18 protein-coding genes are annotated in these 20,768 nt (G+C 72.5%); 3 read left to right on the top strand and 15 right to left on the bottom strand.

The window, feature by feature from the left end; all coding sequences use genetic code 11:
* Window positions 1-441: 441 nt before the first annotated feature.
* Window positions 442-1,419: a type IV toxin-antitoxin system AbiEi family antitoxin domain-containing protein gene (locus tag BL253_RS29705; RefSeq protein WP_076820619.1), complete on the top strand. Its 978-nt coding sequence runs from the start codon at window positions 442-444 to the stop codon at window positions 1,417-1,419.
* Window positions 1,420-1,682: 263 nt separating this feature from the next.
* On the opposite strand, the gene BL253_RS29700 is transcribed toward BL253_RS29705, so the two are convergent.
* From BL253_RS29700 to BL253_RS29660, 9 genes are all read right to left on the bottom strand, one after another.
* Window positions 1,683-2,456, bottom strand: coding sequence for a class I SAM-dependent DNA methyltransferase (locus tag BL253_RS29700; RefSeq protein ID WP_076820618.1), 774 nt, complete (start codon window positions 2,454-2,456; stop codon window positions 1,683-1,685).
* Window positions 2,457-2,551: 95 nt separating this feature from the next.
* On the bottom strand, window positions 2,552-4,144 hold the full coding sequence (locus BL253_RS29695) for a phytoene desaturase family protein (protein ID WP_076820617.1): 1,593 nt from the start codon (window positions 4,142-4,144) through the stop codon (window positions 2,552-2,554).
* A 72-nt stretch (window positions 4,145-4,216) separates the two neighbouring features.
* Window positions 4,217-4,888 (bottom strand): O-methyltransferase, encoded by a 672-nt coding sequence (locus BL253_RS29690; RefSeq protein WP_076820616.1) that lies wholly within the window; start codon window positions 4,886-4,888, stop codon window positions 4,217-4,219.
* Between the two features lie 130 nt (window positions 4,889-5,018).
* Window positions 5,019-5,789, bottom strand: coding sequence for a ferredoxin reductase (locus tag BL253_RS29685; protein WP_076820615.1), 771 nt, complete (start codon window positions 5,787-5,789; stop codon window positions 5,019-5,021).
* 42 nt (window positions 5,790-5,831) lie between these two features.
* Window positions 5,832-6,428 (bottom strand): sulfite oxidase-like oxidoreductase, encoded by a 597-nt coding sequence (locus BL253_RS29680; protein ID WP_076820614.1) that lies wholly within the window; start codon window positions 6,426-6,428, stop codon window positions 5,832-5,834.
* Between the two features lie 239 nt (window positions 6,429-6,667).
* Window positions 6,668-7,624, bottom strand: coding sequence for a sulfite exporter TauE/SafE family protein (locus BL253_RS29675; protein ID WP_076820613.1), 957 nt, complete (start codon window positions 7,622-7,624; stop codon window positions 6,668-6,670).
* Window positions 7,625-7,691: 67 nt separating this feature from the next.
* Window positions 7,692-8,960 carry a lysylphosphatidylglycerol synthase transmembrane domain-containing protein gene (locus BL253_RS29670; protein ID WP_081438822.1) on the bottom strand — a complete coding sequence of 423 codons (1,269 nt, stop codon included), beginning with the start codon at window positions 8,958-8,960 and terminating at the stop codon, window positions 7,692-7,694.
* Window positions 8,957-10,180 (bottom strand): glycosyltransferase family 4 protein, encoded by a 1,224-nt coding sequence (locus BL253_RS29665; RefSeq protein ID WP_241835269.1) that lies wholly within the window; start codon window positions 10,178-10,180, stop codon window positions 8,957-8,959. Before BL253_RS29665 ends, BL253_RS29670 begins: the two co-directional genes overlap by 4 nt.
* 814 nt (window positions 10,181-10,994) lie before the next feature.
* A complete protein-coding gene (locus BL253_RS29660) occupies window positions 10,995-11,729 on the bottom strand; it encodes a DUF7873 family protein (protein WP_076820611.1) in 735 nt (244 codons plus the stop codon).
* A gap of 247 nt (window positions 11,730-11,976) precedes the next feature.
* On the opposite strand from BL253_RS29660, the gene BL253_RS29655 reads away from it, so the two are divergent.
* Entirely contained in the window at window positions 11,977-14,289 is a 2,313-nt protein-coding gene (locus tag BL253_RS29655; protein ID WP_081438821.1) for a phosphoinositide-specific phospholipase C-related protein, read from the top strand.
* Between the two features lie 91 nt (window positions 14,290-14,380).
* Here the strand turns inward: BL253_RS29655 and BL253_RS29650 are convergent, their stop codons facing one another.
* Window positions 14,381-14,959 carry a dihydrofolate reductase family protein gene (locus BL253_RS29650; protein ID WP_076820610.1) on the bottom strand — a complete coding sequence of 193 codons (579 nt, stop codon included), beginning with the start codon at window positions 14,957-14,959 and terminating at the stop codon, window positions 14,381-14,383.
* A 170-nt stretch (window positions 14,960-15,129) separates the two neighbouring features.
* Between BL253_RS29650 and BL253_RS29645 the strand changes: the two genes are divergently transcribed.
* Entirely contained in the window at window positions 15,130-15,708 is a 579-nt protein-coding gene (locus tag BL253_RS29645) for a nuclear transport factor 2 family protein (protein WP_081438820.1), read from the top strand.
* 3 nt (window positions 15,709-15,711) lie between these two features.
* On the opposite strand, the gene BL253_RS29640 is transcribed toward BL253_RS29645, so the two are convergent.
* The 5 genes from BL253_RS29640 to BL253_RS29620 form a co-directional block, all read right to left on the bottom strand.
* Complete coding sequence (locus BL253_RS29640) at window positions 15,712-17,187, bottom strand: zinc metalloprotease (protein WP_076820608.1); 1,476 nt, start codon at window positions 17,185-17,187, stop codon at window positions 15,712-15,714.
* A 70-nt stretch (window positions 17,188-17,257) separates the two neighbouring features.
* Window positions 17,258-17,797: a hypothetical protein gene (locus BL253_RS29635; protein ID WP_076820636.1), complete on the bottom strand. Its 540-nt coding sequence runs from the start codon at window positions 17,795-17,797 to the stop codon at window positions 17,258-17,260.
* Window positions 17,798-18,119: 322 nt separating this feature from the next.
* Entirely contained in the window at window positions 18,120-18,398 is a 279-nt protein-coding gene (locus tag BL253_RS29630; protein ID WP_081438819.1) for a hypothetical protein, read from the bottom strand.
* 272 nt (window positions 18,399-18,670) lie between these two features.
* Window positions 18,671-19,456: a glucosamine-6-phosphate deaminase gene (locus BL253_RS29625; protein WP_076820606.1), complete on the bottom strand. Its 786-nt coding sequence runs from the start codon at window positions 19,454-19,456 to the stop codon at window positions 18,671-18,673.
* A complete protein-coding gene (locus tag BL253_RS29620; protein WP_241835268.1) occupies window positions 19,456-20,727 on the bottom strand; it encodes an N-acetylglucosamine-6-phosphate deacetylase in 1,272 nt (423 codons plus the stop codon). The genes BL253_RS29625 and BL253_RS29620 overlap by 1 nt, the downstream gene beginning before the upstream one ends.
* Between the last annotated feature and the right edge of the window lie 41 nt (window positions 20,728-20,768).

The raw sequence follows: 20,768 nt of genomic DNA, 5'->3' as shown, positions 1-20,768 counted from the left end.
TCGACCCAAGCCTCTCGCCTTCGGCCGACAATGCCGAGCGCCGTCCCCTACCCAGCCCATCCACACATCGCGTGTGGTGCCCCAGCAGCCAGGGTTGGCGCCCACAGGCCATGGTCCGATCCCAGACCGTGATGGGTGTGGCAACCGCGGGCACGGCTGTCCAGCAGGCACGGCTGTCCAGCAGGCACGGCTGTCCAGCAGGCACGGCTGTCCAGCAGGCACGGCTGTCCAGCAGGGAGGGCTATCCGATCGCGGGCACGGTTATCCACAAGTCGGCGGAACACGCTCGACGGACCGTGGGACCGGCGGGAACGTGGCGCGGTGCGCCACCGGCCTTCCTCCTCTCCCACTTCTTCTCGCGCTTCTCCCCTTTTTCCCCTTTCTCCCACTCCTCCCACTCCTCCCACTGCCTCTCTCGCGACCTCCCCGGTCACCGCCGCGATGCTGCTCGCGGGGCAGGTCGCCCGGTCCCAGAACGGCATGATCACCTATCGGCAGGCATTGGACGCCGGTCTGACGAGGGAACAGGTTCGCCGGTTTGTCGCGCGTGGCTGGTGGTATTCGCCTTGCCGTGGCAGCTACGTGGTCCGCGCGGTCGCCGGGCCAGTGGACGGCGAGGGCGACCTGCGGGCGCGCTCTCAGTCCGCCGTCGCCGGGCGGCCGGGCGCCGTCATCGGCGGAATCACGGCGGCTCGGATTCTCGGTCTCGGCGTCCACGCACTACCGCCGCTGACCGCGGACGAACCAGTACACCTGCTGGTCGACCGACGCGGCGCAATCCGGTCGGTACGGGGTGTCCACGTTCGGTTCGGCGTTCTCGGTACGGACGAGGTCACCACGATACGAGGCCTGCCAGTGACGTCCCCGGCTCGCACGTTGGCGGATCTCGTACTCGGCTGCGCGAAGCAGGGCGAAGCGGTCAGCCTCATGGACGCGGCGTTGTGGTCCGGCGGTCTGGCCACGCTCGACGCCGCACAGGCCGCCGCGGCGGGCAGGCCGGGATGCAGGCGGGCGGAACAGTGGTGGTCCCTGGCCGACGGGCGGTCCGAGTCCGCGCTGGAGACCTGGGCCCGCCTGGCTCTCGTGAGCGGCGGCATCCCGCCCGAGCAGTTGCAGTGGCTGGTCCCGGACGAGTCCGGTGTTCCCGTCGCGCGGGTCGATCTCGCCTATCCCAGCCGCCGCGTGGCGGTGGAGGCCGACGGTATCCGTTTTCACGGCGGCGCGGTCGGGACCAACGACGTGAAAGGCTCAGCCTGGGCACGCGAGCGCGTCGACCCGGTCTTCCGTGACCGTCGCCGACAGAACGCGCTCGCCCGATTGGACTGGAAGATCGTGCGAGTCACCTGGTTCGACGTCACGGAACAGCCGTTGGATGTGATCGCGGACGTCCGCGGCGCCCTGAACTCTCGAGCCTCCTGAGTTCGACGCGCCAGACCTCGCCGTACCAGACCTCGACGCGCCAGACCTCGCCGTACCAGGTCTCGCCGTACCAGGTCTCGCCGTACCAGGTCTCGCCGTACCAGATCTCGCCACACCACACACTGCGTCAAGGCCAACGTGAGGCACCGAGGCAACGACTCTGACCATGGCGTGTGGTGCGCATCGAGGTGTCTTTGGGCACCACACGCCATGCTCGAGTACAGGAGCTCCCCACGGCTTGCGACGGCTCGGCGGGCGCGGGGTCAGGCCGGCTTGCGCCAGACCGAGACGTGGAAGGGGCTGGCGTTGGTGAAGGGGGCGGCGGACCAGTCGGCGTGGCGGGACGTGAGGGTCAGTCCCGCGAGCGCGGCCATCAGGTCGAGCTCGGCGGGCCAGGCGTAGCGGAGGTTGACCGGGTACGTCTCGACGCCTCGCCGGCTGATGACGATGTGGTTGCCGCGGACCGTCTGGGCGTTGCGGTCGTGGATGACGGCAACCAGCCTGGACTCGTCACCGACGATCGCCTCAGTGGTGAAACTCGAGCCGTTCGTATGGAGCCCTTGGTCGGGGACGAAGGCTCGCATGACGAAGGCGCCCCCAGGCGCGAGGGCGCCGGCGACCGCGGCGAGGCACCGGACCTGCTCAGCCTGCGAGGGCAGCACGAAGAACGTGTTGAAGACGACGTAGACAACCTGGAAACCGCCGAACGGAGCGGCGGCCTCCGCGAAAACGGCAGGATCGCCGAAGTCGCCGATCGTGACGGGGATGTCCGCGCCACCCGGTTTCGACCACAGCCGGGCCACCATCCGCTCGGACGCGTCGATCCCGGCCACCTTCACTCCGGCGGCGGCCAGCGGCAGGGCCGCGCGTCCCGTGCCGATGCCCAGCTCCAGTGCCGGGCCGTCCCCGGCCAGCGCGGCGAGCATCCCGACAGCCGCGGGCATCGCCGGCTCCAGGTCGTCGTGCCAGTCGTCGTAGACGTCCGCGATCCGGTCTCCGTATTCGGCTGGGTCCCATCCGCCGGGCAATTCGGCCATGCGGAGAAGGGTGTCAGGGGCCCCGCTCGCCCGCACCTCATTTTCTGCCGGGTCGCTTCCCTTGGCCGCTTCCACTCCTGAGYCGTTCTCGCGGGTCAGGACCGCGCCTCGGCGCGGCGCAGTGCCAGGCGGGCGGCGTGGTAGCCGGACATCCCGTGGGCGCCGGCGCCGGGTGGGGTGGACGAGGAACAGAGGTACACGCCCGGCAGCGGGGTGGCCCAGGGATGACGGGACAGGACAGGGCGGGCGACGAGCTGGCGCAGGTCGGCCGTGCCGCCGCCGATGTCGCCACCGACCTCGTTGGCGTTGTGCGCCTCCAGCGCCGCGGGGCCCATGACGTGACGGGCGAGGATCCGGTCGCGGAAGCCCGGGGCGAAGCGCTCGACCTGGGCCTCGATCGCGGCGGTCATGTCGACGGTCGAGCCGAACGGGACGTGGCAGTACGCCCAGCCGGTGTGCCCGCCTTCCGGCGCCCGGGTCGGGTCGGCGACCGTCGCCTGGACGAACAGGACGAACGGTCGTTCCGGGTGCCGCCCGCGGGCGACGGCACGCTCGGCCGCGGCGACCTCGGCGAGGGTGCCGCCCAGATGCACGGTCCCGGCGCCGGCCACCGCCTCGTCCCGCCACGGCACCGGCCCGTCGAGCGCCCAGTCGACCTTGAAGACGCCGGGGCCGTACCGGTAGCGCGCCAGCGCGGTCCGGTAGCGCGCGGGCAGCTCGCCGCCCGCGATGCGCAGCACCTGCCGGGGGGTGAGGTCGAGCAGGACCGCCCGCGCGGGCGGCAGTTCGCGCAGGCTCGTCACCCGCCGGCCCGTGACGAGCTCACCGCCGAGCGCCCGCAGCCGGGCGACGAGGGCATCAGCGAGCGTCTGTGAACCGCCGACGGCGACCGGCCAGCCGACCTGGTGGGCGCTCACCGCCAGGAGCAGGCCGTAGGCCGCGGTCATCGGCTGGCCCAGGTCGAGCATCGAGTGCGCGGCGAGCCCACCGAGCAGCGCCCGGGCCGCGTCGCCGCGCAGCGCGGCCCGGGCGAGCACCGTCGCGGGCCACACCCCGACCGCCCCGAACCGCGCCAGCGCGAACGGCGCGGCGGGCGGCAGGTCGAGCAGCGACAGCACCCCGTCGGTCAGTTTCGGCCCGGCCGCGACAAGCGGCCCCACGAGCCTCCCCCACCCGGCCGGGTCGATCAGCTTCCTGGCGGGCTTCCTCGCCTCGATTCGGCCCAGGGTGGCGGCCGTCACGGCGACCTCGCGCAGCAGCAGCGCGGCCGCCCCGCCGTCGAGCGGATGGGCGAGCGGCACCGGCGGGTGGGCCCACCGGACCGAGGGGGCTGTCAGCCCGCGCACGGCATCGGCGCCGGGCCGCGGCTCGCCCGTGCCATCCGTCCCTGGCGTTGGCGCAGGCACGGGCGTATCCGTGCCGTAGGCGCGCAACGCCGGGGACACCGCGGCGAGCGCCAGGACCGTGGCGCAGACGTCGTGGCGGTACCCGGGCAGGGTCAGCTCCTCGGTCCTCAGCCCACCGCCCGGCTGCCCGGCGGCTTCCAGGACGAGCACCCGCCACCCGGCCTCGGCGAGCGTGACCGCCCCCGCCAGGCCGTTGGGCCCGGAACCGACCACGACCGCGTCGAAGCCGTCCGGCCGGGCCGCTGCCCGTGTTCGGCCGCTCTGGGCCACCACGCCCCTCATCTCCACCGCTCCCCCACCCCGCCGCGCCCGGCGACGCCCACCCGCGCGCGCCGGCTGACGGGATGGCGCGGGCTACTCGGCGACGACGAGCGCCAGGGTGAAACCGTCGTAGCCCTTGCGGCCGACGGTCTGGATGGTGGTGGCGCTGACCCGGGGCTCGGCGGCGATCAGGTCGTGGGCACGGCGCGTCCCGGTGACCGAGGRATCGTTGTTGCCCGGGTCCGCGACGGCGCCCGACCGGACGACGTTGTCGATGATGATGAGGCCACCGAGCCGGGTAAGCCTGACTGCCCATTCGAAGTAGCCGGGGTTGTTTATCTTGTCCGCGTCGATGAAGACCAGGTCGAACGGGTCGCCTCCCTCGGCGGCGAGCTTGGGCAGGGTCTCCAGCGCGGGCCCGACCCGCACGTCGACGGCGTCCGCGAGTCCCGCGCGTTCGATGTTGGCGCTGGCGACGACCGCGTGCGCCGGATCGACCTCCAGGGTGACGAGCCGGCCACCGGCCGGCAGCGCCCGCGCCAGCCAGATCGTGCTGTAACCGCCGAGCGTCCCGACCTCGAGGATCGAGCGCGCCCCGACCGTCCGCGCCAGCAGGTGCAGCAGCTTGCCCTGGCTCGCCGTCACCTGGATCTCCGGCAGCCCGCCCGCGTCGCTGGCCCGCAGCGCCTCGTCGAGCACAGGGTCCGCCGGCACCAGCAGTCCCTCGAAATAGTCGTCGACGGCGTCCCACAGCTCCTGCGTCATCCGGCCTCCTCGCCAGCGCACATCACGGCTTCCGCCCTTCAACTCTCCCCCGGAGCCTCAAACATCTCCAGCGTGATTCCCGCCGCTGCCCGCGGTGGTCCGGTCGCCTCGACCGGCACACCGGCCGGCGTCAGCGGCCTGAGGAGCCGGTGGGACCGAAGCGCTCGGTGCGGACGCGGGACGGGTCGTGACCCTGGTCGACGAGCAGGTCGGCCACATGCTCGACGAAGCCGGTGGGGCCACAGACGTAGCAGGTGGGGTTGAGCTCGGCGGGCCAGCCGCTGGCGGCCAGGTCCGTCCCGGTGATCCGGTGGGGCGAGAGCCGCCAGCCTTCCGGAACAGCCCGGCTGTAGACATAGGCCACGTCCAGGCCGCCATCCTCGGGGCCGCGGGCGCGCAGCTCGGCGGCGTAGTACGTCTCGCCGGGGCCGCGCAGGGCGTAGACCAGCCGGAACGGGACTCGGCTGCGGGCCGCGCGGCGAGCACGGATCATCGCCATCAGCGGGACGATCCCGGAGCCACCGGCGACGAGCAGCACCGGATCGGGTGGCCCGTCCGGTCGCCACACGAACCAGCCGCCGATCGGCCCGCGCAGCTCGACCGGGTCCCCCACCGCGAAGACCTCGGTCAGGTAGGGCGACACCTCACCGTCTGGCACTCGCTGGACGGTGACCTCCACCCGGTCGCCGTTCGCGGGCGCGGCGATCGAGTAGGCACGCGAGGCGTGGTAGCCATCCTCGGCCGTCAGCCGGACGTCGACCCGCTGGCCGGCGAGGTGCCCCGGCCAGCCGGGCACGTCGAGGACGAGCGTGCGGGCTGTCGAGGTCTCGTCGACGATCTCGGTCAGGCGGCCGACCCGCCACGCCATCCGGGCCGCTACCCGGGCCGGGCGGGCGGTCATGGAGTCTTCACCAACGGAGCCTTCCCCATCAGTCACCCGCCATCAGTCGCCCTCGTAGCGCTCCTCCCGCCACGGATCGCCACGTTCGTGGTAGCCCGCCGCCTCCCAGAAGCCCGGGGCGTCCTCGACCATGAGCTGGATGCCGCGGACCCACTTCGCGGACTTCCAGAAGTACAGGTGCGGTACGAGGAGCCGGGCGGGGCCGCCGTGCTCCGGGTCCAGGTTCTCGCCGTCGTAGCTGTGCGCGATCCACGCCTGGCCGTCGAGCAGATCCTCCATCGGCAGGTTCGTGGTGTAGCCGCCGTAGGAATGGATCATCGCGTAGTCGGCGGTCGTCTCGACGTCGGCGAACAGGACGTCGAGCGAGACGCCCTCCCATTCGGTGCCCAGTTTCGACCAGCTGGTGACGCAGTGGATGTCGACCGTCGGCGTCTCCTGCGGCAGTGCCCGCAGCTCGTCCCAGGTCCAGGCGTACTTCTCGCCGGTCTCGGTCGTGATGGTGAACCGCCACCGGTCCAGCGGGATACGTGGCGTAGGGCCGGCCGACAGGACCGGGAAGTCCTCTTCGAGGTACTGGCCTGGTGGCAGCGTCGGGCTGGAACGGCGCCGGCCCTGGAAGCCGGGCGAGACGATCCCCATGCGCTTACACGTACCACGGCCGTGCTTACACGTACCACGGCGCCCGCCAGGCGCGTCCCGCGCATGAAGTCAGCGGCCGGGAACGGCGGCGGCCGGCGGCGTCAGCGGGCGGCGAGGTCGCGGTCGAGGAGCGTCAGGCGGGCGACGGCGCGGTCGCGGTCGGGGCCGGGCGGGAGGCCCGCTGGACGAGGCCGCCCCAGCTCAGATCGCCCCAGGTCAGGCCGTCACAGGTCAGGCCGTCACAGGTCACGGATGAGCAGGACGACCGCGACGACAAGGCCGAGCGTGATGACGCCGGCGCGCAGGCCCTTGGCGGGCAGGCGGCGCGCGACGCGGGCGCCCAGCACGCCGCCGACGGCCGAGGCGACGACGAGAATGCCGGCGTAGGCCCAGGCGACCTGGGCGCTCGCCAGGAAGATCACGACACCGACGGCGTTCACGATGAACGACAGCAGCGTCTTGAGGGCGTTCGTGCGCTGCAGGTCGTCGACCAGCAGGATCCCGAGCACCCCCAGCAGCAGGACGCCAAGCCCTGCCCCGAAGTAGGACCCGTAGGCGCCGGCGAGGAACACCCCGACCCGCGTCGGCCAGGTGACCGGCTGCGCGGCGGAGGCGCCCGCCGGCACCGCCGCCGCCGGCGTGGTGGCCTGGGAGGTGGCGGTCACCTCGGCGGTCGCCGTGCCGGCTCCGGCCGGAGACCCCCCCGGCGCGGGCCCGTCTGGTGCGGCAGGCCCGCCCGGTGTGGCACCCAGCCCGGCCGTCGGCACGGCGGGTGCCGCGACCGCCGCCGATCCGGTGGTCCTGGCCGCGCGGCGGCGGGCGACGACACCGGCGAGCTTCGTCTGGCTGGCCAGCAGCGCGCACGAGAGCAGGACGAGGAACGGGACGGCCACCTTGAAGGCGCCCCCGGGCGTGACCAGCAGGATCACGGCGCCGGCGGCCCCGCCGAGGATCGCGGCCGGGCCGAGCGCCCGCAGCCGCGCCGCCTGGCCGGCGAGCTCGCGTCGGTAGCCCAGCGCGCCGCCCGCGTAGCCGGTGACCAGCCCGACCGACGAGGTGATGTTGGCGGTGACGGCCGGCAGCCCGGCGGCCAGCAGCGCGGGGAAGGCGATCAGCGTGCCGCCGCCCGCGATCGCGTTGACGCCACCGGCCAGCAGCCCGGCCCCGGCCGTCAGCAGCGCGTCGATCCCGTTCACGCCCCAGACCCTCCGGCCCCGCGCGCGGACCCGCCTTGTGCCCGGCTCACAAACCTGTCAGATCTTGTCAGATGACGCGGGTGCGGATGAGGACGCCGCAGACGGCGGCGGAGGGGGCCAGCGGGAGCCAGGCGGTGAGCAGGCGGTAGCCGAGGACGGCGGCGATCGCCGTGGCGGTGGGCACGCCGGCACCGGTGAGCAGCGCCGTCAGGGCCGCGTCGAGCCCGCCGAAGCCGCCGGGCGACGGGATGATGGCCGACAGCGCGCTCGCCACCAGGTAGACCACGATGATCTTTCCAGGGCCGAGCGGGGCGTGCAGCGCGGCCGCGATCGCGCACAGCGTCGCGGCGTGCAGCATCGGGATCGCGATCGAGCCGCCCCACAGCAGCACGGCCCGCTGGGTGCTGCCCGCGCCGGACAGCAGGTCACGGTGCTCGGCCAGGCGGCGTGCCCCCGAGCCGACGACCCGGCGCACCTTGGGCACGCACGCCGTCACGAGCACCACCACCGCGGTGGCCACCACGAGGTAGCGAATGATCCCCCCGAACGCGAGGTGCGGCAACGGGACCGCCCCGGCGAACAGCAGCACGACGAGCATCACGGCATGCGGGATCGCGCCGGCCGTCGCGTTCGCGGCGGTCGAGGCGACGGCCTCGGCCATGGTCAGGCCGCGCCTGAGCAGGTAGCGGGTCTGCAGGGCGGCGACGCCCATGCCGGCGGGCACCAGCACGTTCGGCAGGATCCCGGCGATCTGGATGGCGAGCAGCTGGCCGAACGGGAGCTTGCGCGTCACCGCGCCCTTCATGCTCGCCGCCGCGGCGAAGTAGGTCGCGCACGCCGCCACCACCGCGACCAGCAGCCACTCGCCGTCGGCCCGCTTGCAGGCCTGGAAGGCCGCCCGCAGCTCCTCGTGGTGCGTTCCGAGCCACACCGCGCCAATGGCGGGCGCGATGATGCTGAGCACGGCCATGATCCGCCGGGACCGGCGGGACTTCGCCGCCGACGGCACGCTCGCGGGCGCCGCCAGGGGCTGCTCGATTCCGACCAGTTCGGTTCCGGCCAGTTCGGTTCCGGCCAGTTCGGTTCCAGCTAGTTCGATTCCGGCCAGTTCAGTTTCGGACGAGTCGGTTCCAGCCAGGTCGGTTCCGGTCTGCTCGGTTGCCAGGAGAGGGGTCGCCGACGACGCGGTCTCGGCCGGCCGGGTCGCTGGTGGCTCGGTTTCGGGCAGCTCGGTTCCGAGCAGCTCGGTTCCGAGCGGCGAGGCCTCGGGCAGCGTCACTTCGGGCGACGTCGGACCGGCTACCGGCTCGACCACCCGCTCCGCCAGTTCGCTCATGGCGCCGTCGGGCCGTCTGTGCGGTCCGCCGGGAACGGAAGATCCAGTGACGGCGGGGAGGCCGCCCTCGCGGGGGCGCCCGCGAGGGCGGAGGCGTACGACGGGCCGGTCAGCATCGCGGCGAGCCGGCCGCCGAGGTACTCCCAGGTCCAGGACGACATCATGAACTCCCGGCCGGCGGCGCCCATGCGCCGGGCGCGGTCCGGGTCGGCGAGCAGCCCGTCGACCGCACCGGCGACAGCGGACACGTCGGAACCGTCGACGACCAGCCCGGTCTCACCGGGGATCACGACCTCGGGCGCTCCCCCGGCGGCGCCGGTGATCACCGGCTTGCCAGCGGCGGCGGCTTCCAGCGACGACAGTCCGAGTCCCTCCAGGTCCAGGCCCAGCTTGGCGGGCCGCGACGGCATCGCGAACACATCCGCCGCGTCCAGGTAGGCGGGCAGCTCCCCCTCGGGCACGGGGCCCGTGAGAACGACATTCTCCCTGACACCGGCGCTCGCCGCCAGTCGTCGCAGCCGGCCGGCGCTCCGCCCACGGCCGATGACGACCAGTAGCGCGTCCGGGTGGTTACGCAACACCGACGGGAACCCCCTGATCAGGACGTCCTGGCCCTTACGCGGCACCAAACGGGCCACACAGGTCACAACAGGACGATCACCCCATCMATGCCTGCGACGGATGTCCTCGCCGCCCGTCCCGGGCTGGAACCGGTCGACGTCGACGCCACCGGTCAGCCGCTCGAAGTTGGTACCGGCGGGCGCGACCTTGCGCAGGCGACGCAGGGTCACCTCGGTCAGGTGGGTGACGACGTCCGCCCGGGCGGCGACCGCCCGTACCAGGGACCAGCCGTAGGGAAGCTGCGACCACCCGTACTCATGCCCGTGTGTGGACGACACCACCCATTCCACCCCGGCGCGGCGCAGCGCGGGCGCGATCATCCCGCGCGGCGTGCCGGCGGGGAACCAGGCCGCGGCGCAGCCCTCCGCGCGCGCGATCCGGCCGATGGCGGGCCCGGCGCCGGGCAGGCGCAGCCGGGCGGCGGGATGCCGGACGATCTCGAAGGGCGCGTCCGCGTCCAGTTTGGGCGCGTCCGGGTGCGGTGGCGCGACGACGAGGACCTTGTCAGCGGGCAGCGTCGCGGCGAAGGCGTAGGCGAAGGTCTGGATCCCGCCCAGCACTGGCGGGAACTTGTCCGCGACGATCAGAGTGCGATGCATCGACCGGTGCGTGGACATCAACTGTCGGCCGCCTTTCGGGCGGACGACGCGACCTGTCCGCGTTGGGCTGGAGGACGGCTGGCGGACGGGCCCAGGCACCGCCAGGTCGGACATACCGGAAGATACCCCTGACCTCAAGCATCTCCATGTGGCCTGTCTCGCCGTCGACCCGATCGGACGGGCGCCAGCCAGCCGCTACCGGCGGCCGGCCCGGCCGCCTACCAGGTGGTCGGCCTGGCCGCGTCAGCTTACGGCGGTGGCCTGGACCAGGGCGGCCGACCGCGCCCGAGACAGGCCACGACCGCTGGAACCGGTGACGCCCGGCGAGATTTGGTGGAGCCCGGAGACTACCCTTCTCCGGGCCCCGAGGATGGCCATCATGCACACGCCAGTCCGTTTTGTTGGCGGCCGGTCAGCATCACACGGGTCGCGCTCTTCCTATTGAGCTAGCGGCGCAGGTGGAGCACCGCGCGGGGCTTGAACCCGCAACCTCGACCTTAATTGTCCGGACGTCGGCCGGCCTGGCGATATGGCCTGTCTTCAGTTGTGGAGCGAGAGACTAAGATTCATGGACGGCTGCCTCTACCACTGGGCTACCCCGGCAGGTTCGAGCCGGGGAGGGGAATCGAACCCCCGCTGTCACCATCCCTTGTGATCCTGAGTATGAGTCTCAGCTTCGCGCCCGTCACCGAGCGCGTCCCGCCGCTCCAGGCGGGAGACTGTGAACCGGCCGCCGGGGGCCGGTTACGCGGGCCGGTCCCGGCCCGTCAGGGATTTTATCCGCTGACGGGCGGGAGGCGGCCCCCTGGGCGAACTAACGGGCGAACAGGTAGTCGAACACCTGCCGGCCGACGGTCTGATCGGTCACCTCGAACTGGTTCGCGGCCTCGCGGGCGACCTTCACGGCCTCCGCCAGGGCGACGACCCGGTCGACCAGCTGCCTGCGCCGGTCCGCGGGCAGGGCGCCGGAGAACTTCACCGTCGACCACTCGCCGACCGGCTCGTCGACCGTGAACACCTCGGTCTGCGCCGGGTGGTGCTCCGTCGCCTCGTACTTGACGAGCACCTTGGGCACCTTGCGGGAGCGCAGGGTCTTCGTCGTCGGCGTGCGGTAGACGCCGGCGGCCGGGTCCCAGGCCCAGTCCTCGGCCGGGTCGAGCACCGGCAGCTTGGCGAGGAACGCCTGCAGATCGGCCAGCTGCTTCTCCAGGAAGAGCAGGTAGGCGACCGGCACGTCACGCAGCAGCGTCACGCCGTCGACGGTGACGTCGGCCGTCGCCGCGCGGTTCGCGATGTCCTTGGTGGCGACGACGTCGAACAGCCGGGTCAGAACCCCGGAAAGCTGCGTCAGCACATCCTCCACACGCACCTGGACCTTGGTGCCCTCGGGCGGCAGCTGGTCGCCCTCCTCGTCGCGCGGCAGGTAGGTCCGGGAGATACCGGCGAGCAGGGCGTCCTTCTGCGCGGAACCCTGCAAATCGGCGAACTCGCGCGCGGCGCGCGCCTTCACGCCCTTCTCGATCGCGACGATCTGGTTCAGCTTGGTCACGGCACCTCCCTGGGCTGACGAAAGCGGGCCGACGAACCGGGACGGTTTCTCCCTGGCCCGGCGAGCCGGTTTGATCTCTGGATTCGCCAACAGTACCGAAACCATCCGAAATGTCCGAACGGTTTTCCCGCGCCGGCGGTCGGCAAYGCGACACCGCGTGACACCACACGGCCCGTCGGCGCCCGATGGTCCAGGGCTTCCCCCGGGGCACCGGTCGGGCTGTCCGGATCTCGGTAGGTTGGGGCCCGTGCGGCTCGGGGAGCAGGACGGGACGACGGCGCCACCGGCGGCGGCGGGGCTGGAGGGCGCCCGGAAACGGCCGGGGCTGGCCGCCCGCCTGAGCAGGCGCGGCCCCGCGGGTGAGCGGGCGGACAGGCGAGTGGACGCCCGGGTGGACTCCGGCCGGCGCAGGCTCGCGCAGATCGCCCTGACGGCGCTGGTCGTGCTCAGCTGGCTGCCGCTGGTCGTGATCCTCACCGCGCGGTCCACCGTGCTCAGCCCGAACTTCTACACCGAGGGCCTGAGCCACGTGCACGCCTACGACCGGGTCTACACGGAGGTCCTGCCCGACCCGGCCGTCGACGACCTGCTGGYCGGCCTCCCGGTCGACCGGACGCTGATCACCGCCAACCTGCGCACGGTGCTGCCGCCGTCGACCGTCGAGGGGATGACCGACGAGCAGATCCGCCGGGTCGTCGCCTACCTGCGCGGCGACGCCGACGACATCACGCTCACCGTCGACATGCGCCCGCTGTTCACCAACATCTCGGGTCTGGCCAACCGCTACCTCGCCGGCGAGCTCGGCGCCGGCACCACCTACCAGGTGTCGAACGTCTCCGCGTTCACCGACGGCGTGATCGCCACGCTGAACGACGTCGCCGCCGGCCGCCCGCCCAAGTCGCTGCCGACCATGAAGCTGCGCCCGCAGGACGCCGACCTGGTGCTCGGCACGGTGCTCGCCCGGTTCGACCCGATAACCCGGGCGCAGCTACAGGAGCCGGCGCGGGCGCTGCTGCTGTCAGGCGACATCGCCGGGGCGCTGGCCCTGCTCGGCCCGCCGCTGTTCCAGGGGGACGACCAGGCGATCCAGCAGCTGCGCGGCAGGCTCGTGGACGGCACCGTCCTCAACTTCGGCGTGTCGCTGTCGGACCTGCGCGACCAGCCGACGATCAGGGCCATCGACCGGCTGCACGACATCTCCGGGCTGCTGCTCCCGGTCGGCGCCGCGTGCGTGGTGGCGATCTTCGGCGGGCTCGTCGGCGTCGCCGCGGTGGCGACGTCCCGCGGCCGCTCGCCGGTGCGGGCGCTGGGCTACGCGGGGCTCGCGGCGGGCGTGGGATCGCTGCTGCTCGGGGTGGCGATGCGGCTGGCCCTGCCGAACCCGTTGACCTCCCTCGACACGTCCGGTTCGAAGCTGCCCAAGGGCGCCGCCGGTGTCCTGACCGACTTCGGCGCCAGCGCCTACCGCGGGATCGAGAGCGACTTCCTGCGCCTCGCGATCTGGATGCTGATACTCGGCGTGGTCGTGGCCGGGCTGTCGCTGCTGGCCGCCGCGGTGGCGCGGCTCGAGCGGCACACCCGGCGGCGCCGGCTGGTGGCCACCGCGGTGGTCGTCATCCCGGCCATCGTCGCCGTCACGTGGGCCGCGTTCCCCGGCGCGGCGGCGGACACCCGCGTGGTGTGCGAGGGGTCCGCGCGGCTCTGCGACCGGCACTACGACCAGGTCAGCTACGCGGCGAGCCACAACGCGATGGCCAACAGCGAGGACCGGTTCCTCGGCCCGTCGCAGGACCCGTCGATCGTCCACCAGCTCGACCTGGGCGTGCGCGGCCTACTGCTCGACGTCCATCACTGGACGACGCCCGAGGAGGTGAGCAGGGCCCTCGACGCGCTCGATCCCACGACCAGGGCGGCGCTGGAGCCGCTGACCCGCGGCGCCGTCTCGGCCCGGCCAGGGCTGTGGCTCTGCCATGACATGTGCCAACTCGGCGCGCTCGACTTCACCACCGAGCTGCGCGCGATCGGCGACTGGATGAACCGCAACCCCACCGAGGTCGTCACCCTGATCCTGCAGGACCAGGTACCGGCCAGCGAGATCATCGGCGCGGTCGAGCAGGCCGGGCTCGGGAGCAAGGTGCTCTCCCCGCCGGCCGACCCGGACGGCGGGTGGCCGACGCTGCGGGAGATGATCACCTCCGGGCACCGCCTGGTGGTCTTCACCGAGAGCCAGGACACCCCGGGCAGCTTCCTGCGCTCGTTCTACCGCTACGCCTCGGACACCCCGTTCGACGCGCGAACGGCGGACGACCTCGCCACCTGCACGGTCAAGCGCGGCTCCGCCGACGCCAAGCTCCTGCTGGTCAACCACTGGCTGACCGCGGCCGCCCCCGACCGCCGCGCGGCACTGAGCGACAACACGACCGGCATCCTGCTCGCCCGCGCGGCCCTCTGCGAACGCGAACGGGACCGCCGCCCCACCTTCGTCGCCGTCGACTTCGCCAACATCGGCGCCCTCCCCCAGGCCATGGCCACCCTCAACGGCCTGTCCGCGGCCAAGTAGCGCCCACGGCCAGTAGCGCCAGGACCAGGTGGCACCAGGACCAGGTGGCGCTGGGCGCTGGGCAGGTCGCGAGGGTGGTCGTGGACGGAGGTCAGGCGTCTCGGATGGGTCGGTAGACCAGCAGGGAGAGGCCCTCACCGATGGTCCGGGCGTCGACCAGGCGTACGGGCTTCATGTCGCTGGTCTCGCGGAACAGGCGCTCGCCGGAACCGAGGACGAACGGGTGGACGACCAGTCGCAGCTCGTCRACGAGGTCGTGCTCCAGCAGCGCCTGCACGAGCTGGCCGCTGGCATAGACGACGACGTCCCCGTCGGCCGTCTCCCTCAGCTTCGCGACCTGGGCCAGCACGTCGCCGGTCAGGATGGTGGTGTTGACCCACGAGGGGTCGGCGAGGGTCGAGGACACGACGTACTTGGGCAGGCTCCGCAGCCGGTCCGCCCACTCGCCGTCGCGGGACGCCCACCCGGTGGCGAAGTACTGGTAGCTGCGTCCGCCCAGCAGCAGCGCCCCGGCGGCCAGCGCCTCCTGGAACTCCAGCGCGCCCCACGCCCCGCGGTCCGCGTCCGACATCCGGCCGAACCAGCCCCCGAACTTGAAGCCCTCCTCACCGGTCGGGTCCTGGACGACACCATCCAACGAGACGTTCTCACTGGTAACGATCTTTCCCATGTCCGTGCTCCATCTGAGTCCGTTGATGTGATCAGCGGCTGACGTGGTCAGCAACCACCGAGGTAGACACCGCGCCGTCGGCACACTGGTCGCCGGCCGACCGCCCAGTTCGGGTCCTGGCCGGTGTCCATACCGGGACGGCGGATTCCGAACCGAGAGGGAGGCAGGACATGGCGCCGGAGGAAGGCGACACGGCAACGGCAACGGCAACGGCAAGGGCAAGGGCGACGGCGACGGCGACGGCGACGGTGGAGTCCGTCAACGGCGCCCTCAAACGAGCCCGGGCCAGCCTGCGGCGCGATCAGCCCGCGGCCGCGGCCCGCGAGCCGGCACCCGTCGCCGGGTCGCCGGCCGAGGACGAGCTGGTGGCGAGGTTCGTCCGCGCGTACGAGTCGGGTGACCTCGACGCCCTGGCCGCCCTGCTGACCGACGACGTCTTCATGTCCATGCCACCCATGCCCCTCGAATACGAGGGACGGGACGTCGTGACCAGCTTCTGCGCGCTCCTGTTCGGCGCCGGCCGCGCGTACGACCTCGTGCCGACCCGCGCCAACGGCCAGCCCGCGTTCGGGCTCTACGTACACACCCCCAGCGGCATCCGCCACGGCACCGGCCTCATCGTCCTGGGCCTGGCCGCGGACCGCGTCCGCGCGATGACGCGCTTCGAGAACAGCGTGCTGCCCTGGTTCGGTCTACCTCGATCGCTACCGCGTCGATGGGTGACTGGCGGCTCTGGCCCGGCGAGCTGAAGATCAACCGCCGACGGACCGCGCACCAGCGTGGCTGACGCACCCGGAGCGTCGCCGGCTCGTCCAGTGCGCCCACGCCACCCGCGCGACCCGCGCCAGCCGCCGGCCGACCCGGACGAGCACGTAGACCATCCCGATGGCCGGCAACGCGACCAGCACCGTGCCGACGGCCCCGGCGAGCGCCGCGACCAGCTCCCCACCGGCCAGGGCCCGGCTCGCCTGGCCGAACTCGTCGCGCACCGCCAGGGCCGTCCGGGGCAGCACGAAGGGCGCGTAGACCGCCAGCATGACGAGGTTCACGGCGATCATCGGCGCGGCGCACAGCGCCCAGGCGGTCACCAGGAGACGGGCCCGCCGGGTCAACCCGGCCAGCCCAGGGTCCGGCGCCGATCCCGCGCTCGCCCGGGCACGCCGCCGGGACGGGATCACGAGCCTCGCCGTCCGCCAGGCGGAGCGCACAGCCGGTCCCATGCGGTTGAACAGGTCCGGCACCCCGACGAGATCACTGACGATGTAGTAGCCGTCCAGCCGGACGAACGGCGCGAGCTGCCGCAGCGCGTCCATGTGGACGAGGAGCAGGGCCATCACCAACACCTCGGCCCGGGTGAGGGCGAACGTCCCGGTCACGAGCAGCGCGAAGAGCCCGTTGAAGTAGATCCCGCCCAGGTCGGTACGCAGCCGCCCCCAGCGGCTCAACCGGTAGGAGTCGGTGACATCGGTGAAGAAGGCCGGCCAGACGAGATACATGCCGACGCCGATCACGCCCGGCCGAGCGCCGCCGTAGCGGCAGGCCGCCGCGTGGCCGCACTCGTGGACAAGCGCGCAGGCGAGCGTGAGGCCAAGCAGCACCAGGATCATCGACGGGGTGGCCAGCACCATGGCGGCGCTGTCCCGCACGCTGTGCCTTCCGAACATCCAGACGTCGGCGACCACCAGCAGGGCGAGCAGCACGGAGACGACCGCCGGCCGGAAGAACCCGGCGAGCGCCCCGCTGATCCGGCGCACGGCCGGCGCGGGCAGCAGGGTGCGCCGGGCGGAGAGCGTGAGCAGGGCCTTCGCCCGCGGCGTCGGCGTCACGCCGGTCGGCGCGGCGATCAGGCCGAGTGGCATGAGCCGGTGGGTCATCAGGTATGCGACGTCGGCGCCGCTCACCGCGCGGGCGCAGCGACGCCCGACGCGGTCGGCGATCGCGGCGACGTCACGGGTGCCGTCCGCCGCCTCGACGATCCGCGCGAGCAGCTCGGTGAGCGTCACGACCTGGCCATCGGCACGGCGCGCCAGGAAGACGGGACGCGCGAGGCCGGACCCGGCGAACTCGCCGAGCAACGCCAGCCCATCAGCCCGGCTGGGCCGGTCGGGCAGTTCTGGGGCCGGAACCGTGGAGGACGGAACCGTGGAGGCTGGAGCCGTCGGGACGGGAGCCGTCGGGACGGGAGCCGTGGGAGCCGGAGCCTGTGCCGGCCACGCGGGCTCGGTCATCGCGCATCCTCTCCCCTGGCGCCCGTTCGTCACCTCCTTTCGGCGCCTCGTCGATCATGGAATACATCCACTATCGCCCGAACAACCGCCGCAGGAAGTCCATCCATCCATTGCCGTCGGCATACGGGTCAGCCGCCCGACCGTCGTCGACGGGGGAGTCGTGTGTATTCCCCTCGTCCGCGAGCGCGTCAGCGTGCCCCTCGCTGACGGGCGTATCAGCGTGCCCCTCGCTCACGGGCGTGTCAGCGTGCCCCTCGCTGACAGGCGCGTCATCCGAGTACCCGTCGTCCGAATGGTGCCCGACGTCGAGGCTGTCGAGATCCGACTTCTGGACTATGACGTTGATACTCGGCATCAGCGTGATCAGGATCGGCATGAAGCCGCCGGTGACCTCCGGCGCCGAGGCATTGGCGACAATCGCGTTGTTCGACGCGGGAGAGCCGACCGGGAAGTTGTTCGACGTGGGATTCTCGACCGCGACGTTGGACGGGTAGAACTCCTTCCGACCGATCTCGACCGCAGCGAGGGTGGTCCGGTCGGGGAGCAGCTCCGCCCGCTCCTCGGACAGTTCCGCCCACTCGTCCCGCTGATTCGCGCCRGCCTCACTCATCTTCATCTCCCGGTCCGGTGCCTCCACGACTACTTTCAGCGAGAGGCTAGCCGCACCGGGAGACGACCCAAAACATTTTCGCGGGCGTGTCGCCACTGCCGGAAAAAATTTTCGGGACCATCCGATACGCGGTCAGGACATGGAGAATCCGCCTGCCCGCCAGGCAGGCTCGGGCGGACTGTTCCACAGCCCGAGGTCGTTCAAGAATGCAGAGAACGCACCCGGCGGCGGTAGGGAAAGCGGCTCGGACAGGCGGAGCCACGGACGGAGGAGCCAYGGACGGAGGAGCCCGCGCCCGCGCCAATTTACGCCCGCCCGGCGGTCACCACTGGTCGAAGAAGCTGTCGCCACTTGCCACAGACTGGATGAACGGATTGGCGTTGCCGATCGTCTGCACCATCGAGCTGTTCCCGGTAACGATGTTGTTGCTGCCCGGCGAGTTGACCGGAGAGTTGTTCCCGGTGCCGATGGACTCACCGTTGTGGATCACCGCCAGCGTCATACGCTCAGGCAGCAACTCGACATGCTCCGCCGCCAGCTCGGTGATATCCATCCCCGAGCGAGGCGTTCCTATCGGATCCATTCCCACGTCATCCCGCATGACCTGCTCCCGTTTCGGTCTTCCAGCCCGGCGGCCGCCATGACCTGCCTTTGGGGGCACACCGTCGGTATTTTGCGACGRCTTGACGCGCGAACATCGGCCTGCGGCGCGGGCGCCATGGCCGAGATCGGGTCAGTGCCAGGCCGGCGTTCATCACCCGCTGTATCCGGCTGGCACATCCGAACCATAGGACCTTCCCGACGGGGCCGCAAAGCGATGTTGACCGTCGCGATCAGGAAGATCAGGCCGCTCGACCAGGAAGGCCAGCCGGGCTAGAGCCCCTGCCAGGCCGGTTTGCCGGCGTACACCTCGCGGTAGTAGGAGCCCCGCTCGAGTCCCGACGCGGCGGCCTCGTCGAGCAGCACGGTGGCGTGCGGATGCAGCTGCAGCACCGAACCGGGACAGGACGCCGAGACCGGCCCTTCCACGGCGGCCGCGACCGCCGCCGCCTTGCCGGCACCGGTGGCGACCAGCAGCAGGTGGCGGGCCCGCAGGATCGTGCCGAGCCCCTGGGTCAGCACATGTCGCGGTACCTCGTCGAGCGAGCCGAAGAAACGCGCGTTGTCCGCCCGGGTCCGCGCCGTGAGCGTCTTCATCCGGGTACGGCTTGCCAGCGACGAGCCCGGCTCGTTGAAGGCCAGGTGACCGTCCGAGCCGATCCCGAGCAGCTGGACGTCGACACCGCCGACTTTGAGAATCAGCTCCTCGTACCGCTCCCCCGCCGTCGCCAGGCCGTCCTCGCCAGGGTCGGGGCCGTGCACCCTGGCGGGATCGATGCCGAGCCCGTCGGTGAGCTCGCGGGCGATGGTGGCACGGTAGCTCTGCTCGTGGCCGGGCGGCAGGCCGACGTACTCGTCGAGGTTCAGGCAGGTCACCTCGTCGTACGACGGGCCGGCGCCGGCCCGGTGGCGCCGGGTCAGCTCCTGGTAGGCGGGCAGCGGGCTGGAGCCGGTGGCGAGCCCGAGCACCGCGGCCGGCCTGCGCCGCACCAGCGCCTCGACGACGTCGGCCGCCAGCGCCGCGACCTCCCCGGCCGTCGTGAGCGGCACGACCTCCATCAGGACCTTCCGTTCGTGTCGTGATCGATGTGCCCCGTGCCGTGGACCGTGTGCCCGGTACCGAAGGTGTGCCCCGTACCGAAGGTGTGCCCCGTACTGACGGCGCGCCTCGCGTCGTGGACCACGCGGCCGGCCACGATCGTGGCGACCACGTCGAGGTTCCGGTCGAGGATCGTCACGTCGCCGCGGGCTCCCGGCCGAAGCCACCCCCGGGACGGGTCGCCGACGAGCGCGGCGGGCGTCGACGTGCAGCACGCGACGGCGTCGGCCAGGTGGCAGCCGGCGGTCGCCACCAGCGTGCGCAGGCACCACGGCAGCGAGGCCGCCGAGCCGGCCAGCGTCCCGTCGGCGAGGCGGACGGTGCCACCTGAGACGATCACGTCCTGGTCCCCGAGCCTGGCCGGGCCGTCGGGCATGCCGAGCGCGGCGGTGGTGTCGGTGACGACGAGGAATCGGTCGGGCTCCAGCGCGCGCCAGGCGAGCCGCAGCGTGAGCGGGTCGAGGTGAAAGCCGTCCGCGATCACCCCGGCGAGCAGCTCCGAGCCCCCGAGCGCGGCGCCGATCGGTCCCGGCTCACGGGCGGACAGCGGCGGCATGGCGTTGCCGAGATGGGTGACAAGCCTGGCGCCGGCCGCGACCGCGGCCGCGACCTGGGCCGCCACGGCCTCCGTATGGCCGATCGACACGAGCACGCCGCGGGCGGCCAGCTCACGGATGACCCGCAAGGCGCCGGGCAGCTCGGGCGCCACGGTCGCCATGAGGACTCCGCCCGCCCGCGACCAGCCCTCGATCACAGCCGCCGACGGCGCCACCAGCCGGTGCTCGGGATGTGCCCCCTTGCGGCCGGGGGCGATCATCGGCCCCTCGAAGTGCAGCCCGAGCGGAACGGCGCCGGCCCAGCCCGCGGGCGGGCCGGCGCGCAGGGCCGCCAGCGCCGCCGCGCGGGCCTCCGGGGAGGAGCTGATCACGGTCGGCGCGAAGGCGGTGACGCCGAAGCGAGCGAGCGTCGTCGCGACGTCCCACAGCCGGTCGGGCTGGTCCGTCAGGTCGCATCCCCCGGCGCCGTTGACCTGCAGGTCGATGAGGCCGGGCAGCACATGGCAGCCGGCGGCGTCGAACTCCGCCGCGCCGGCTAGAGAGTCGGCCAACCGGGTGCCGACCAACGGGTCGGCGACCAGGCCGCCCGCGATCAGGATCTCGACCGGCCGGCCGGCGGCGTCCAGGCCGCCGACGATCCGCAGGTCGCCGGCCGTCTGGGATCTGTCGGTCACCTGAGCCTCGTAGGCCATCTGAGCCTTGTCCACCTGAGCCC

It is taken from the genome of Pseudofrankia asymbiotica, assembly GCF_001983105.1.
Lineage (GTDB): Bacteria > Actinomycetota > Actinomycetes > Frankiales > Frankiaceae > Pseudofrankia > Pseudofrankia asymbiotica.
Note: the sequence above shows the minus strand (reverse complement) of the source record. Positions and strands in the feature narration are given on the sequence as shown.